Genomic DNA, 16,848 nt, shown 5'->3' with positions numbered 1-16,848 from the left:
AAACTCGCTTATGCATTTAAGATGATTGTAATATCTGATATATCAGATATCAATGGAGGAGTCATCATGAAAAAGCAGACGCATACAGAGGATTTTTTCAGTTCAGGCGTTGATAGCATTAAATCCTTACGAGAAATTGCTGTAGAAAAAATTAAAGAAGCGATTGTGAGCGGTCATTTCCTACCGGGCGATCATTTAAAAGAGCGTGAACTCTCTCAACTAATGGGGATTAGCACGACGCCAATCAAAGAAGCATTTCGTATTCTTGGAAATGAAGGCTTTGTGAAAACTGTGGCTCGTAAAGGGACGTATGTGTCTGAATATGCCAACACATCAATTGAAGAAATATTGTTACTCCGAGCGTCCATTGAAGGATTGTGCTGTCGATTAGCTGTTATGAAAATGTCAGATTCAGACCTGACACTACTTGGACAGCAAGTCGAAAAGATGAATCAGCTTAAAGAAGATGAAGATGTGGAGGCGTTAGTGCAGCAGAATACAGCCTTTCACGAAATGATTGTTCACTTTGCTGATAATGCCATGATTAAGAATATGCTCGATAATGTAAGGGCTTTTGACCAGGCATTTAGGAAGAGGGCATTATCCTATCAGAAGGAAATCATAGAGGGGTACGCTGAGCACATGGCTATTTTTGAAGCCATAAAGAAACGCGATGCAAACCAAGCTGAGCAACGAATGAAGCAACATATCTTAAGAACAACTGAATTTATTCTTTCTGATCAAAAGGAACAATAGGGGCATTGTCTCTATTTAAATAAAAATGATAGCGCATACAAAAAAGGAGGCTACTATGGATTATCAACTTTTTGCTAAAAAGCTAGAAACGATCTCGGCCATTCCTATTACGGCTTTTCATGATGATTTAAGTGTAAATTGGGATGGCGTGAAGGAGAACATTGAGTATTTGATTGAACATGACCTAGAGGTGGTCGTTCCATGCGGGAATACAAGTGAGTTCTATGCTCTATCCATTGATGAAGCAAAAGAAGAGATTCAGAGAGTGGTAGAGTATGTTAACGGGAGAGCGCTCGTTGTTGCTGGCGTTGGTTATGCGGTGCCAACAGCTGTGGAGTTAGGTAACTATGCAAAAGAAGCAGGGGCAGACGCAATTATGATCCATATGCCAGTCCACCCATACATTACATCTAAGGGGGCAAGCAACTATTTCCGATCGATTATTGAACAGGTTGACTTGCCTGCTCTTGTCTATTTTAAAGATCCAAATGTATCTGATGATGTGCTAAAAGAGTTAGCACCACTGGAAAAATTGGTTGGCGTCAAATATGCCATTAATGATCTGCCGCGCTTTACTAAACTGGTTCGAGAAGTCCCAAAATCTCACAACATTGCTTGGATTTGCGGCACCGCCGAGAAGTGGGCCCCTTATTACTGGCATGCAGGGGCAGTAGGTTTTACGTCGGGATTAGTTAATATCTTGCCGGGTAAGTCGTTTGAATTGCTAGAAGCATTAAGAGCAAATGATGAAAAAACAACTTGGGATGTCTGGGAATATGTCCTCCCGTTCGAAGATTTACGTGCCAAATATCATAACGGAAATAATGTCGTTGTAATTAAAGAGGCAATGGAGTCTGTTGGGTTAACAGCTGGACCAACACGTGAGCCAGTAGCTGCCTTAAGTGAAGCAGACCACGCCGAGGTTAAAGAGTTACTTGAAACTTGGGGTCTAAAAATAACACAAAATTCGTAAAGGATGGTGTAGGAGATGTCAGATACAGTGAAATATAGTAATTACATTAATGGTGAATGGATCGAGAGTTCTTCGGGAGAGGTGGGAGAAAGCCTAAATCCCGCTAAAGCAAAAGAAGTGGTAGGTCGTTTTCAGAAATCAACAGCAGAAGATCTAGATTCTGCGGTTCAAGCAGCATCTAAGGCTCAAAAGCTTTGGCGCAAAGAAACGGGGGCCGCTCGTGGAGCGTTATTGTATATAGCTGCTGATATTTTAGAATCGAGAATTGAAGAAGTAGCTGAAACCATGACAAAGGAAATGGGTAAAACACTGCCTGAGGCTAAGGGAGAAACTGCTAGAGGTGTGGCCATTTTAAGGTATTACGCAGGAGAAGGATTAAGAAAAACGGGTGATGTGATTCCTTCCACTGATCCAGGGGCGTTTATGTTTACAACAAGAAAGGCTCTCGGTGTGGTAGGTGTAATTACTCCGTGGAATTTCCCCGTTGCGATACCCATTTGGAAGATGGCGCCTGCGCTTATTTATGGAAATGCTGTCGTCTTAAAACCAGCATCAGAAGCATCTATAACTGCAGCTAAGGTGATTGAGTGCTTTGTTGAAGCTGGGTTTCCGAAGGGCATTGTCAATTATATTACCGGTTCTGGTTCTGTCATTGGCCAAGGGCTTGCGGATCATAAGCTGGTTGATGGAGTGACATTCACAGGTTCCGACGGTGTAGGTCAACAGGTCGGGCAAGCCGTTCTTGCTAGAGGTGGTAAATATCAGCTGGAAATGGGTGGGAAGAACCCAGTTATTGTCGCTGATGATGCCGATTTAGATTTGGCTGTTGAGGCAACGATAAGTGGGGGCTTGAAATCAACAGGTCAGAAATGTACAGCTACAAGTCGAGTGATTGTGGATCAAGCGATATATGAAACATTTAAAGAAAAGCTAGTTGCTAAAGTAAGTGAGATTAAGGTAGGGGATGGTCTTGATACAGATAGTTGGATGGGACCAAGTGTTAGCGCGAGTCAGCTAGATACCGTGCTTTCTTATATTGAAAAAGGAAAAGAAGAAGGTGCCAAACTCATTTTTGGTGGGAAGCGATTAGAGGAGAATGGACTCTCCGATGGTTATTATGTAGAGCCAGCCATCTTTGATGAAGTAGACACAAAAATGAGTATTGCCCAAGAAGAGATCTTTGGTCCAGTCTTGGCCTTAATTAAAGTGAATGGATTAGAGGAAGCTATTAACGTGGCCAATGATTCAAAGTTTGGCTTAAGTGCCTCCATTTTCACAACAAATATTGCACGTATGCTAACGTTTATTGAAGATATGGATGCAGGACTCGTTCGAGTGAACGCTGAAAGTGCTGGAGTCGAACTACAAGCGCCGTTTGGTGGAATGAAACAATCAAGCTCGCATTCTCGTGAACAAGGAACAGCTGCTATTGAATTCTTTACCGAAGTAAAAACAGTCTTTATCAAAGGATAAATATAGACAGTAATCAAGTTGAAATGAACCTGAGTTTTTATGGATAGAGAGTGGCTCATGATTCGTTTTTCATCCGACGCTCTCAAAATAGGAGGCACTTACCCGAGAGACCACTGAAAATTAGTGAATCTTCTTTTAAACAAAAAACAGATCTCATTTCCTTAGATAAGAATGTTGGTCATTTGTCTGATCGGGAACATGAGCGGAAGGAGAAACCGTAGACTCCTACGGAACAGAACGAGTCTGAAGACATTGAAGGAGTGATCTTCTCCTTCAAAGGCTGAGGCCGTTCCCGTGGAAAGCGAAGGTTTCTCCTGTAGCGATGCAAGTGAGCTCATTTTTAGATAACTTTTTCAGTGGCCTCCTTACCTGAGGTTAGGATCTGCCCTCCTATTTTATCCGGTTTTTTAGACAGGATTCGGTATGACTATTTATACAATAGTATGGAATTGATCTAATTATAAGGGGGAAACGAGATGAAGATTTCGAAAGTAAAATTAACGGCAGTAGGAGTTCCACGCCATACAGGGTTTGTGAATAAACATGTGATTGTACAAATCGAGACGGATGAAGGTGCAGTAGGAATTGGCGAGATGTCCGATTTCTCACACCTGCCTCGTTACTCAGTGGATATGAAGGATTTAGAAGCAACACTTGATTCAATTTTAATTGGAAAAAATCCATTTGATACAGCAGATATTAATCGCGAGCTTGATCTAAATTTTCCACAAGCCCTTTATTATTATGAAAAAGGTAGTTTTATTCGAAATGGTGTAGATACAGCCCTATATGATGTATGTTCAAAATTTCTTGGTGTTTCAATGTCAGATTTATTAGGTGGGCGTCAACGAGAAAAATTTAAGGTATGCTACCCAATCTTCCGTCATCGTTTCCTAGATGAGGTAGATGAGAATATTGACATTGTAAGAACTAGATTAGAACAAGGATTTGACACATTCCGTTTATATGTTGGGAAAAACGTTGATGCAGATGAGACCTTTCTAGACCGGGTTTACTCAGAATTTGGTGGGAAGGTAACGATTAAATCTTTAGATTTTAGCCACTTGCTTGATTGGAAGGATGCACTACGGGCAACAAAGCGCCTTTCAAAATACCACTTCGATCTAGTAGAAAGCCCAGCGTTTTGGAATGATTTTGAGGGATTAAATCACTTCCGCTTGCAATGTGAGTTTCCGGTTAGTGAGCATGTGTGGAGCCCTCGTCAACAGTATGAAATGATCAAAAAAGATTCCGTCGATATTTTTAATATTGCGCCTGTTTTTATCGGAGGGCTTACAGCCGCAAGAAAGGCTGCTTATGCTGCAGAGGTAGCTGGAAAAAGCGTGCTCATCGGAACAACACAGGAACTTTCCATAGGGACTTCGGCTATGGCTCACTTTGGAAGTGCTTTACCGCATTTAAATTACACCTCAGATCCAACTGGACCAGAGCTGTATATTGACGATATTGTTACCCATAAAATCAAATATGAAAACGGTTACCTGACCTTGCCAGATCGTAACATTGTGGGTATTGGGGTGGACTTAGACTGGAATAAAATTGAGAAATATCGCGTACCGGATTTAAGCTGGGGGGATGTCTCTGTACATCAGCTTCAGGATCGAACGTCCCAAACAAGAGGCTAGGGAGGGAAGCTCATGCGTAAGCAAGGGAAGATGGCAGCGGTCGGAATGGTAGCGTTCCTTCTCGCTGCCTGTTCCTCTTCAGAAGGGAAGCAGGCAACGGAAGCCGATATAGAGGCCTATCCGAACCAAACAATTGAAATCTATGTGCCAGCAAGTCCAGGCGGCCAAACTGATACAGCAGCTCGTGTGATGGCAAAGCACCTACCAAAATACCTAGGAACGAATATAGTCATCGTAAATCAAGCAACAGCCGGCGGTGCCTTGGCATTTGAGAATGTGCGTTCATCTGATAAAACTGGCTATAGCCTACTTTTTCACCATCAAGCTCTTCACACAGGCCATGCTGTACGCCAGCTTGAGCATAGTACGAATGAGTTAACAGCGATCGGCACATTTTCCTCGGTTAATCAGGTATTTGTAGTGAGTGCGGATTCTCCATTTGATACACTAGATGATTTAGTTGCATTTGCTCGAGAAAACCCGAATGAAGTGATTTATGGTTCACAAATTGGAGGCACTACTCATTTTATGGGTGAGTTGTTAGGACTTGAGTCAGATACCGAAATCAAAATCCTTGATATTGGAAGTGAGTCTGATCGGATGACAGGCCTTTTAGGTGGTCAGATTGATTTAGCAGTCACAGGAGTGGGGAATGTCTTAAATTATATTGAATCAGGAGACTTCAAAGCATTAGGTGTATTGGCAGATGAACGGGATGAGCTTGCGCCAGAGCTTGAGACAACGGTTGAGCAAGGCTATGATGTTCAGTTTCCAATTGTTCACAGCCTATACGGGCCAGCAGATATGCCAGACGAAATCGTTCAACTGTGGAATGAAGCTACAGAAAAGCTTGCCGAAGATGAGGCATACAATGAAGAATTGCAGAAAACCTTTCAGCAGCACACCTTGATGAATGCTGAAGAAACCAAGATCTTTTCACAAGCAGAATTAGAAAAAGCACAGCTGATTGCGGATGAGCTATTTTCAGATACTCAAGAATAAGGCGTGATAAAAAATGAATGTATCACAAGAACGGGTAATGGGAATTGTGGTTGCAGTGCTCGGACTGCTGATGTTTCTAAACACATTAACCATGTCTTTTATGATGCTTGCAGATGATCCGGGTCCGACATTGCTGCCTCGAGTGGTATCCATTGCGTTAGTGCTCTGTGGAGTAGGGCTAATTTTTTATAAAAGCGAGGGAACAAAACGAGTAACCTTTACGTTAACTAAAAATAGTAGGCGTATGGTAGTGAGTTTTATCTCATTGGTTGTATATGCCTTATTGTTTAACGTTGTGGGTTATATCATTAGCACCTTCCTATTTCTTAGCTTCTTAACATGGTATCTGACACATAACAAAAGCAAGGCAACGATTTGGAAAAGTTTATTAAACGGGTTAATTGTAACCGCTGTCATCTATATAGTGTTTTCACGTTTGCTTGATGTCATCTTACCGGCAGGGCTTCTATAAAGGAGGTGCAACATGGATGTATTAATTCAGAGCTTAAATGAAGCATTAACTCCTTTTGTCATCCTGCTAATGGCACTAGGTGTGCTAATTGGACTGATATTTGGAACTGTGCCCGGATTAACCGCAACAATGGGAATGGCTCTATTTGTGCCATTTACTTTCGGCATGGATCCAGTGCCCGGAATTGCTTTCTTGATCTGCTTACATTTAGGCGGTGTTTCAGGTGGGTTGGTTGCATCAACATTACTAGGGATTCCAGGTACCCCTTCCTCGATTGCGACTACCTTTGACGCCTACCCGATGTCCAAAAATGGTGAACCACTCAGGGCCCTCGGGATTGGTGTCATTGCCTCACTGGTAGGTGGCGCTTTAAGCTTTATTGCACTTGTTACAATCTCCCCTGTCATCTCACGCCTTGCCGTAATGATGGGACCATTTGAATTTTTTGCGCTGATTTTCTTTGCGCTCTCTTTAGTTGCCGTACTAGCTAAAGGGAGCATGCTTAAAGGTATAACAGCAGGATTTTTGGGCTTAGCTGCTGGACTTGTAGGGTTTGCACCAATTGATGGCTTGCAGCGTTATACAGTAGGCATACTTGAGCTAAAAGGTGGATTTGAGCTATTACCACTCATCATGGGATTGTTTGCGATCTCTCAAATTTTAATTGAGATCCTCGGAGATTCTAAAAGTCAGGATATTAATCTGAAAGCGAAAGGTTTTGCTTTCTCGCTTGTGGAAATTATCAAAAATGGCTGGAATTTATTACGTTCCTCGCTAATAGGTATTGCCTTTGGGATCTTGCCTGGCTTGGGCAGTGGAACCTCAAACTTAGTTGCCTATGCTCAAGCGAAGCAGGCTTCAAAAACGTCGGAACGATTTGGAAAAGGAGCACCAGAGGGAATTTATGCATCCGAATCTGCAAATACAGCAAGTGTCGGAGGTTCACTCATTCCCATGCTAGCTTTAGGAATTCCTGGTGATACGGTTACCGCGATTCTTCTAGGTGGGTTTATGGTTCACGGACTTCAGCCAGGTCCTTTGTTTTTTACGAGTAATCCACACATTGTAAATGTCGTATTTATCGCCTTTTTTGTGGCTATGGTTTTTGTTTTTCTTTTTCAGTTATTTGGAATGAAGTTATTTACACGTGTATTAACCGTGCCAAAACAATATCTTTTTCCAGTTATTTTTGTACTGACCGTTGTGGGTGCTTATACAACAAATAGCTCAATCTTTGACATCTGGGTGATGATTTTGTTTGGTGTCATTGGTTTCTTTTTAGTGCGAAACGGTTTTCCGATTGCGCCTATGATTCTAGGGTTTATACTCGGCCCCTTACTTGAAACCTATATGCGTAGAGCCCTTATGACAACGGGTAATGTCAGTGATTTCTTTACAAATCCTATCTCAGCACTCTTTATTCTAGCAGGAATTGCCTGTGTTGCATTTACGCTCAGAAGCGAAATAAAAGAGAAACGAGACAAAACCAATAATCATTCACTAAATCTGTAGAGGCTTATATAGTATTCATGGAGACCCAAACGATGTGTTGATATCATCGTTTGGGTCTTATATGTTAGAACGTGGCTCCGCTTCGGAAATACATTCCGCTCTCCGCGGGAACGGCTTCAGCCATCGAAGTGAAAAACCACCACTTCATAGATAAAAAGACGAACAATGCCTCTAAAGTAGAATGGTCGCACGGCCACAGCTAGTAATCACGCGTTTGTAAGTCGCTACGCACAGCCAATTCAGTCACCATCCACACCCCGCGGATGGGAAATGCGCGAAAAGCATCATGTGAGGCGCGAAAAAGCGAAGTGCGTGCGCGGAAGCCAGTGAGTGCAGCCAATCCACTTCAAGGGTTGAGGCCGTACCCATGGAGATTCCTTTAGCGATGCAGATGAGCTCAGTTTACATGACTTTTTAAGTGACCTCGATATAAAGGTTCATTGAAATAAGATGACAGACCCAGATTAGCGCGGGTACTTCCCACGGTAAGCGTGCCCCCATTTTTTGATACCCTCCAGATCATTCATGCACATATGCTTACCAATTGCGCTAAGTACTAGCTTTCTTCCCCACATCCACAACTAGAAATAAACTCAAATAAAAAAATCAAAAAAACAAGCTAGCATAAATGAATGAAAATGCGCATAAAATCAGGTGATTGAGCAAATGAAGGGAGAAATTTGTCGAAACATATTTATGTTTAATTATTGTATTTTTTGACAGCTGGATGTATATTATTTGTACGTACTAGTTTGATGATGAATCGATTCGTTCAAGAAATATATCAAATATGTCCGTACAAATGATAGCGCTGTCATTTGTGCGGCAACATTTAAGGGGGATGCGTTTCATGAAAAAGGTTGGATTACTAGGAATGGCATTAATGAGTGGTTTGGTATTGGTAGCTTGTTCAGAAGGAAGTTCTGGAGGCAATGGTGGTGATGGTGATGGAGAGATGACGGTTGGAATTTCCATGCCAACTCAATCATCAGAACGCTGGATAGCAGATGGGAACAATATGGTCTCTTATTTTGAAGAACTGGGGTATGATACAGAGCTTCAATATGCGGAGGATGTTGTAGAAAATCAGGTCTCTCAAATTGAAAACATGATTACACTAGGTGTCGATGCACTTGTCATTGCAGCTGTTGATGGTGAAGCGTTAACGAGTGTTTTAGAAAGTGCCAATGCAGAGAATATTCCTGTTATCTCCTATGATCGCTTAATTATGAACTCTGAACATGTTGATTACTATGCTACATTTGACAACTTTGAAGTTGGTGTCTTACAAGGGCAGTATATTATAGATGAGCTTGATCTGGAAAATGAAGATGGACCATTTAACATTGAGCTATTTGCAGGCTCACCAGATGATAACAATGCTCATTTCTTCTTTAATGGAGCGATGTCTGTTCTTCAGCCTTATCTAGACGAAGGTAAGCTTGTGGTAGGTAGTGGTCAGACAGACTTTAACCAGATTTCAATTCTTCGTTGGGATGGTGCGACTGCCCAAAGTAGAATGGATAATCTATTAAGCTCTAATTATGGTGGGGGCGAAGAATTAGATGCAGTTCTTGCTCCAGCAGATTTACTTAGTATCGGTATTCTTGCCTCGTTAAAAAGTGTTGGCTACAGCGCTGATGACATGCCAATTATCACAGGTCAAGATGCTGATATCCCATCAGTTAATGCCATCATTGCAGGTGAGCAAGCTATGACGATCTTTAAGGATACTCGTGTTCTTGCTGAGAAGGCTGTTGAAATGACAGAATCCGTGCTAAATGACGAGGAACCTGAAGTGAATGATACAGAGACATACGATAATAATGTCAAAGTGGTTCCATCCTTCTTAGAAACACCAGTTGTAGTAGACGTTGATAACTATGAAGAATTGCTAATCGAAAGTGAGTACTATTCTGAAGATCAGCTTAACTAGCACCTATACGTAGAACGGTCCATTTTTCAGAAGAAAATGGACCGTGCTTTTAAAAAAGGGAGAGAAAGGCTATGGCGGATATTCTTCTAGATATGAAGAACATTATTAAGCAGTTTCCAGGTGTAAAAGCTCTCGACAACGTTAATTTACAGGTTAAACAAGGTGACATTCATGCTCTTTGTGGTGAGAATGGTGCAGGTAAATCAACGCTAATGAAAGTGTTAAGTGGCGTATATGAATACGGAAGCTATGAGGGAGAGATCTATTTCCAAAATGAACTCTGCATGTTTAAGGATGTGAAGCAGAGTGAGGAAAAGGGTATAGCGATTATCCATCAAGAGCTTGCTCTCATACCTGAGTTAACGATCTCAGAGAATATATTTTTAGGCCATGAACGTGGTCGCTATGGAATTGTGGATTGGGATGAGACTACTAAAGTGGCTGAGAGTCTACTGAAAAAAGTTAATCTCACAGAATCCGTTCAATCAAAAATAAAACATATCGGCGTAGGAAAGCAACAGCTAGTTGAAATTGCAAAAGCACTAGCTAAAAATGTTAAATTACTAATCTTAGACGAGCCCACGGCTTCGTTAAATGAAACCGATAGTCAAAATCTATTGAAATTATTATTGGAACTAAAACAAGAAGGGATTACCTCAATTATCATTTCTCACAAGTTAAATGAGATTAAGCAAGTCGCTGATGAAGTAACCATCATCCGAGATGGACAGACGATTGAAACGTTAGATGTGAAAGCAGACGAGGTAACAGAGGATCGAATTATTAGGGGAATGGTTGGCAGAAGTCTTTCGAATCGCTTTCCAGATTACGAGACAAATCCAGGCGAAACCATTCTTGAGGTTAAGGACTGGAATGTGTATCATCCCATTCAACGAGACAGGCAAATAATTTTTGATGCTTCCTTTCACGTGAAAAAAGGTGAAATTGTTGGCATAGCGGGGCTGATGGGAGCGGGGCGTACAGAGCTTGCGATGAGTATGTTTGGCGGTTCCTACGGTTCAAAAATTAGTGGAAGTCTCACTATAAATGGGAAAGAATCTTCGTTCTCATCTGTTAGTGAAGCCATCAAAGCAGGCTTGGCTTACGCTACGGAAGACCGGAAATCCTATGGATTAATTCTAATGAATGATGTAAAAGAAAACATCTCGCTAGCGAGTTTGAATAAATTATCTAGCCAGACCGTTATACGTGATTTTGAAGAAGTAAGTGTTGCAGAAGATTTCCGAAAAAAAATGAGAATCAAGACACCTAACATCCAGCAGAAAACTGGAAACCTAAGTGGTGGAAATCAACAGAAGGTCGTTCTGAGTAAGTGGATTTTTTCAGATCCAGATGTACTAATTCTTGATGAACCAACAAGGGGCATTGATGTAGGAGCTAAATACGAAATTTATACAATCATTCAGGAATTAGCGGAGAAAGGAAAAGGAATTATTATGATTTCTTCAGAGCTGCCCGAATTAATTGGTATGTGTAGTCGTGTTTATGCGATGAATAAAGGGCGTATCACAGGAGAGGTTCAAGGTGAATCATTAAATCAGGAAGATTTAATGAGGCTGATGACTAAGGAGGTGGCTATACATGAAAACATTTCTGACAATCGTTCAGAATAATATAAGACAATACAGTATGACGTTTGCTTTACTACTCATTATGCTATTGTTTCAAGTATTAACAAATGGAGTATTATTGCAGCCTTTAAACATTACCAATCTAATCTTACAGAATAGCTATATCCTCATCCTTGCTATTGGGATGGTGCTAGTCATTATTACGGGACATATAGATTTATCAGTCGGATCAATTGCTGCTTTTATTGGAGCTCTTTCCGCTATTCTTATGATCCAAATGAACATGGATCCATTTTTCACCGTAGTCCTTTGTTTATTAATGGGTGCCATTGTTGGCGCATGGCAGGGATTTTGGGTGGCGTATGTCAAAATACCAGCCTTTATTGTGACACTAGCAGGCATGCTTATTTTTAGAGGAATTACACTCATTATGCTGCAAGGACAATCGATTGCACCATATCCACCGGCGTTTCAACAGCTAAGTGCTGGGTTTCTTCCGGATGTGTTTAATGGGGACGGGATTCATTTATTCTCTCTTGTCATCGGTCTAGTGCTAATCGTCAGTCTTGTCTTAATTGAATTAAGAGGCAGGAGAAAACAAATCAAAAATGGTTTAGAAACTCTTCCAAAGACATTATTCTTCTTAAAAGTAGCAGGTATGGTAGCGGTTATTGGTGTTTTCACATATATTCTAGCTGATTACCGTGGCATTCCTAATATTCTTGTATTATTAATCTTGCTCATTGCCTTCTATTCATTTGTAATGAAAAAGACCGTAATTGGGCGCCATGTCTATGCGGTTGGTGGCAACGAGAAAGCAGCTTCCCTATCTGGAATCAAAACAAAACGAGTCACCTTTATGGTGTTTGTAAACATGGGTGTTCTGGCGGCGTTATCTGGTCTCATTTTTGCGGCGCGATTAAATGCAGCAACCCCGCGTGCAGGAAATCTATTTGAGCTCGATGCGATTGCAGCGAGTTTTATAGGAGGAGCTTCCGCATACGGTGGTGTTGGTTCCATTATTGGTGCAGTGATTGGTGGCCTTGTCATGGGTGTTATGAATAACGGAATGTCAATCCTTGGATTAGGTATTGATTGGCAGCAGGCCATTAAAGGACTCGTGTTACTAGCTGCAGTTGCCTTTGATATTATGAATAAGAAGAAATCTTAATACTTAGTGGAATGGGACTATCGAGGCCGCTGAAACAACCCTTATTTCCTTTAACAAAAATGTTTGTCTAATCAGGAACATGAGCGGAAGGAGAGACCGAAGACTCCTACGGAACAGAACGAGGCAGACCGACATCGAAGTGGTGGTTTTTCGCTTCGAGGGCTGAGGCCGTTCCCGTGGAAAGCGTAGGTTTCTCCTGTAGCGGTGTACATGATCTCATTTTCTAGATGGCTTTTTCAGTGACCTCTTGTTCATCCTGCAGGTGTAGATAGTTAATCAACATCTGTCCTTTTCTACAAAATATTTTCAAATGAAAAACACTTGGGAAAACTTTATCCTTTCATAAGGCTAGATGACACACATACCCTTTATGCTGTATGCTAAGTTCAAGTAAAGTTGTACGTATAACAATGAGGGGAGGAGAATGTTTATGCTTGAGGATCTTAAGCAGGAAGTTTTGGAAGCCAATTTAGCTCTTCCGAAGCATGGAATGGTGACCTTCACATGGGGGAATGTGAGTGGAATTGATCGAGAAAGTGGACTGGTTGTTATAAAACCAAGTGGTGTTGAGTATGATGTGCTGTCTTATGAAGACATGGTCGTTGTAGATTTGTCTGGAAACGTAGTGGAGGGGCGCTTAAATCCTTCCTCAGATACGGCGACTCATGTTGTGCTTTATCGAGCGTTCCCTAACATAGGCGGAATTGTTCATACACATTCTCCTTTTGCTACAAGCTGGTCTCAAGCAGGTAAAGGGCTCCCGGCTTTTGGAACGACCCATGCAGATTACTTCTATGGAGAGGTTCCTTGTACGAGACCGATGACTACGGAGGAAATTGAAGGCGCTTACGAAGCGGAAACGGGCCATGTGATTGTGGAAACGTTTGAAACAAGAAGCTATGAACATGTACCTGGTGTACTTGTCTATGCACACGCCCCATTTGCTTGGGGAAAGAGTGCAAGTGAGGCGCTGCATAATGCAGTGGTGTTGGAGGAGACAGCAAAAATGGCTACGCATACCATCGCCATTAACCCTCAAGTCAGCACTATGCAACAGGAGCTTCTTGATAAGCACTTCTTGCGTAAGCACGGGAAGGATGCATATTACGGTCAGAAACGATAAAGGAGGATGCATATGAGTACCTATACAATTGGTGTAGATTTTGGCACGGAGTCTGGCAGAGCCGTATTAGTTAATATTGCAGATGGCGCGGAAGTAAGTGAGCATGTGACTCCTTACCGCCATGGTGTCATTGATAGTACCTTGCCTAACTCTGATACTAAACTTGAAGCAGAGTGGGCCCTGCAGCACCCACAGGATTATGTAGAGGTGTTAACAACATCGGTACCAGCTGTACTTAAGCAGGCAGGAGTGGAAGCAAGTGAGGTCATTGGCGTGGGGATTGACTTCACGGCCTGCACGATGCTGCCCGTTGATGAATGGGGTACACCACTTTGTTTTCATGATGAATTAAAAGAAAGACCCCATAGCTGGTTAAAGCTGTGGAAGCATCACGCAGCTCAGGACGAGGCGAATGAACTAAACCGCATTGCAGAAGAGCGTGGAGAAGATTTCTTGCAGCGCTATGGTGGCAAAATTTCATCTGAGTGGATGATGGCAAAAATCTGGCAAATTTTGAATGAAGATGCGGATATGTATGAACGTACGGACCTATTCTTAGAGGCGACGGATTGGGTTATTGCGCAAATGACCGGAAGTATCGTTCGCAACAGCTGTACGGCAGGTTATAAATCTATTTGGCATAAGCAAAAGGGCTATCCAAGTGAAGACTTCTTCAAAGCACTGGATCCCCGCTTAGAGAAATTAACGAGTACAAAGCTACGTGGAGAGATTGTTCCGCTTGGCACAAGAGCAGGTGGATTAACCGAGGAGATGGGAGAAAGAATGGGTCTCTTGCCGGGTACTGCTGTTTCGGTGGGGAATGTTGATGCTCATGCCGCTGCACCTGGAGTTGGTGTTGTATCTCCAGGCAAGCTGGTGATGGCAATGGGCACATCTATCTGTCACGTTGTGCTTAGTGAGCGTGAAACAGAGGTTGAGGGCATGTGCGGCGTTGTTGAGGATGGGATTATCCCAGGCTACTTTGGCTATGAAGCAGGACAGTCTGCGGTTGGAGATATTTTTGCTTGGTTTGTTAAGAATGGTGTTCCTGGTGAAGTGGAACAGGCTGCTGAGAACGCAGGTGTAAGCATTCATCAATATTTAGAAGAAAAAGCCTCTCTTTATAAGCCTGGAGAAACAGGATTATTAGCTCTTGATTGGATGAATGGAAATCGCTCAGTTCTAGTTGATACTGACCTGAGTGGATTGATACTAGGGCTAACCTTGCAATCTAAGCCTGAGGAAATCTATCGCGCATTACTTGAATCAACGGCCTTTGGAACAAAAAAAATCATCGATGCGTTTAACGATAATGGTATTCACATTGAAGAAGTTTATGCATGTGGTGGGCTTCCGCAAAAAAATAAGTTACTCATGCAAATGTATGCGGATGTCACAAACCTAGAGATTAAGGTTAGTGCAGCTTCCCAGACTCCGGCACTTGGAGCGGCCATGTTTGCAGCGGTTGCGGCTGGTGAGGAAATGGGAGGGTTTGAGTCAATTACTCAAGCTGCTCAGACTATGAGCAGAGTCCGTGATGAAACGTTTAAGCCTATTCCTGAAAATCATCAAATTTATCAGAAGCTGTATGAAGAATATACACAGCTTCATGATTATTTTGGACGTGGGGAAAATGACGTCATGAAACGTCTACGAGCGCTTAAAGCACCAAAAGCAATCAACCAATCTACTTAACCGGGGGGATGATTATATGAAGCAACATACGAGAGCGGAATTTTGGTTTGTTACAGGCAGTCAGCCTTTGTATGGAGAGGGAGCTATAAGGGAAGTTCAAGAACATTCCAATAAGATGGTTGCCGAGTTAAACAAAAGTGAGACCATTACCTTTCCAATTCAAATTAAACAGGTAGCAACAACTCCAGAAGAAATGGTAAATGTGTGCGCTGCAGCAAATGCAGATAAATCGTGTGCTGGGATTATCACATGGATGCATACCTTTTCACCAGCAAAAATGTGGATCGGCGGATTAAGCCTTTTAAATAAACCGCTCCTGCATCTCCACACCCAATTTAACCGAGACATACCATGGGAATCCATTGATATGGATTTTATGAATTTGAATCAATCCGCCCATGGTGATCGTGAATTTGGCTTCATTGGAACAAGAATGAAAATTCCTCGAAAAGTGGTTGCTGGTTATTGGGCAGATACACATGTTCAATCAAGAATTGATACTTGGATGAAAACAACAGCTGCCGCTATAGAAGGACAATCGATTCGTATCGCCCGTTTTGGAGATAATATGAATGAAGTGGCTGTTACAGAAGGGGATAAGGTGGAGGCACAGCTTAAGTTTGGTTGGTCTACACAAGGATATGGTATTGGCGATTTAGTTGAAGTTGTGCAGTCCGTAACCGACCAAGAAGTAAAGCAATTATTTGAAGAGTATGAGCAGAATTATGACATTGATCCACATGCGAATAAAGAGTCGATCTTAGGCCAAGCGCGTATTGAACTCGGATTAAAACGTTTTCTAGAAGCAGGGAATTTTCATGCCTTTACAACCAATTTTGATACCCTTCACGGTCTCGACCAGCTACCTGGGCTAGCGGCTCAACGCCTAATGCAACAAGGCTATGGCTTTGGAGGAGAAGGAGATTGGAAAACGGCAGCATTAGTACATCTAATGAAACGCATGGCAAATGGAGAGCAGACCTCATTTATGGAGGATTACACCTACCATTTTGAAAAAGGAAATGAACTAATCCTTGGCTCGCATATGCTAGAAATTTGTCCAACCATAGCAGAGGGCAAACCAAAGATTGAGGTTCATCCTTTATCCATTGGCGGGAAATCTGATCCAGCGCGGATGGTATTCAATAGTATTGAAGGAGAAGCCATCGTTGCCTCCATTATTCATTTAGGGGACCGGTTCAGACTAGTAATTAATGAAATTACAACAGTAAAAGCAGAACATGATACGCCGCATTTGCCGGTTGCGAAGGTACTTTGGAAACCAAAGCCATCACTTGAGACATCTGCAGAAGCTTGGATTTACGCGGGAGGCGCCCATCATACGGTTCTTTCTTACAAAATCACCACAGAGCAAATGCTTGATTGGGCCAAACTTGTTGGAATCGAGGCCATTGTCATTAATGACCAAACGACAATCCAAGGAATCGAAAACGAACTAAGATGGAATGATCTTGCCTACAAGCTTTCTAGGTAATG

At 42.2% G+C, this 16,848-nt stretch carries 13 protein-coding genes; all 13 read left to right on the top strand.

All coding sequences use genetic code 11. The annotated features are described in order from the left end of the window. Positions 1–66: 66 nt before the first annotated feature. The 13 genes from FN960_RS02590 (at position 67) to araA (ending at position 16,846) form a co-directional block, all read left to right on the top strand. A complete protein-coding gene (locus tag FN960_RS02590) occupies positions 67–756 on the top strand; it encodes a GntR family transcriptional regulator (RefSeq protein ID WP_185970872.1) in 690 nt (229 codons plus the stop codon). A gap of 55 nt (positions 757–811) precedes the next feature. Further along, positions 812–1,729 carry a dihydrodipicolinate synthase family protein gene (locus tag FN960_RS02585; RefSeq protein ID WP_143846805.1) on the top strand — a complete coding sequence of 306 codons (918 nt, stop codon included), beginning with the start codon at positions 812–814 and terminating at the stop codon, positions 1,727–1,729. Between the two features lie 15 nt (positions 1,730–1,744). Further along, positions 1,745–3,202, top strand: a complete 1,458-nt coding sequence (gucD, locus tag FN960_RS02580) for an alpha-ketoglutaric semialdehyde dehydrogenase GucD (protein ID WP_143846804.1) — start codon at positions 1,745–1,747, stop codon at positions 3,200–3,202. Between the two features lie 476 nt (positions 3,203–3,678). Then, on the top strand, positions 3,679–4,848 hold the full coding sequence (locus FN960_RS02575; RefSeq protein ID WP_143846803.1) for a mandelate racemase/muconate lactonizing enzyme family protein: 1,170 nt from the start codon (positions 3,679–3,681) through the stop codon (positions 4,846–4,848). A 12-nt stretch (positions 4,849–4,860) separates the two neighbouring features. Continuing rightward, entirely contained in the window at positions 4,861–5,850 is a 990-nt protein-coding gene (locus FN960_RS02570; RefSeq protein ID WP_143846802.1) for a tripartite tricarboxylate transporter substrate binding protein, read from the top strand. Between the two features lie 13 nt (positions 5,851–5,863). Beyond that, positions 5,864–6,322: a tripartite tricarboxylate transporter TctB family protein gene (locus tag FN960_RS02565; RefSeq protein WP_143846801.1), complete on the top strand. Its 459-nt coding sequence runs from the start codon at positions 5,864–5,866 to the stop codon at positions 6,320–6,322. A 12-nt stretch (positions 6,323–6,334) separates the two neighbouring features. Beyond that, entirely contained in the window at positions 6,335–7,834 is a 1,500-nt protein-coding gene (locus FN960_RS02560; RefSeq protein ID WP_143846800.1) for a tripartite tricarboxylate transporter permease, read from the top strand. A gap of 850 nt (positions 7,835–8,684) precedes the next feature. Continuing rightward, entirely contained in the window at positions 8,685–9,770 is a 1,086-nt protein-coding gene (chvE, locus tag FN960_RS02555) for a multiple monosaccharide ABC transporter substrate-binding protein (protein WP_143846799.1), read from the top strand. Positions 9,771–9,841: 71 nt separating this feature from the next. Next, positions 9,842–11,404, top strand: a complete 1,563-nt coding sequence (gene mmsA / locus FN960_RS02550) for a multiple monosaccharide ABC transporter ATP-binding protein (RefSeq protein WP_143846798.1) — start codon at positions 9,842–9,844, stop codon at positions 11,402–11,404. Beyond that, positions 11,373–12,533, top strand: a complete 1,161-nt coding sequence (gene mmsB / locus FN960_RS02545; protein ID WP_143846797.1) for a multiple monosaccharide ABC transporter permease — start codon at positions 11,373–11,375, stop codon at positions 12,531–12,533. The genes mmsA and mmsB overlap by 32 nt, the downstream gene beginning before the upstream one ends. A gap of 430 nt (positions 12,534–12,963) precedes the next feature. Next, positions 12,964–13,656, top strand: a complete 693-nt coding sequence (araD, locus tag FN960_RS02540) for an L-ribulose-5-phosphate 4-epimerase (protein ID WP_143846796.1) — start codon at positions 12,964–12,966, stop codon at positions 13,654–13,656. 12 nt (positions 13,657–13,668) lie between these two features. Further along, positions 13,669–15,351 (top strand): ribulokinase, encoded by a 1,683-nt coding sequence (locus FN960_RS02535; protein WP_143846795.1) that lies wholly within the window; start codon positions 13,669–13,671, stop codon positions 15,349–15,351. 16 nt (positions 15,352–15,367) lie between these two features. Further along, entirely contained in the window at positions 15,368–16,846 is a 1,479-nt protein-coding gene (araA, locus tag FN960_RS02530) for an L-arabinose isomerase (protein WP_143846794.1), read from the top strand. Positions 16,847–16,848 lie beyond the last annotated feature (2 nt).

The organism is Alkalicoccobacillus porphyridii (genome assembly GCF_007293315.1).
Taxonomy (GTDB): Bacteria; Bacillota; Bacilli; order Bacillales; family Bacillaceae_D; genus Alkalicoccobacillus; species Alkalicoccobacillus porphyridii.
This window is presented reverse-complemented; position numbering and strand designations above follow the sequence as displayed.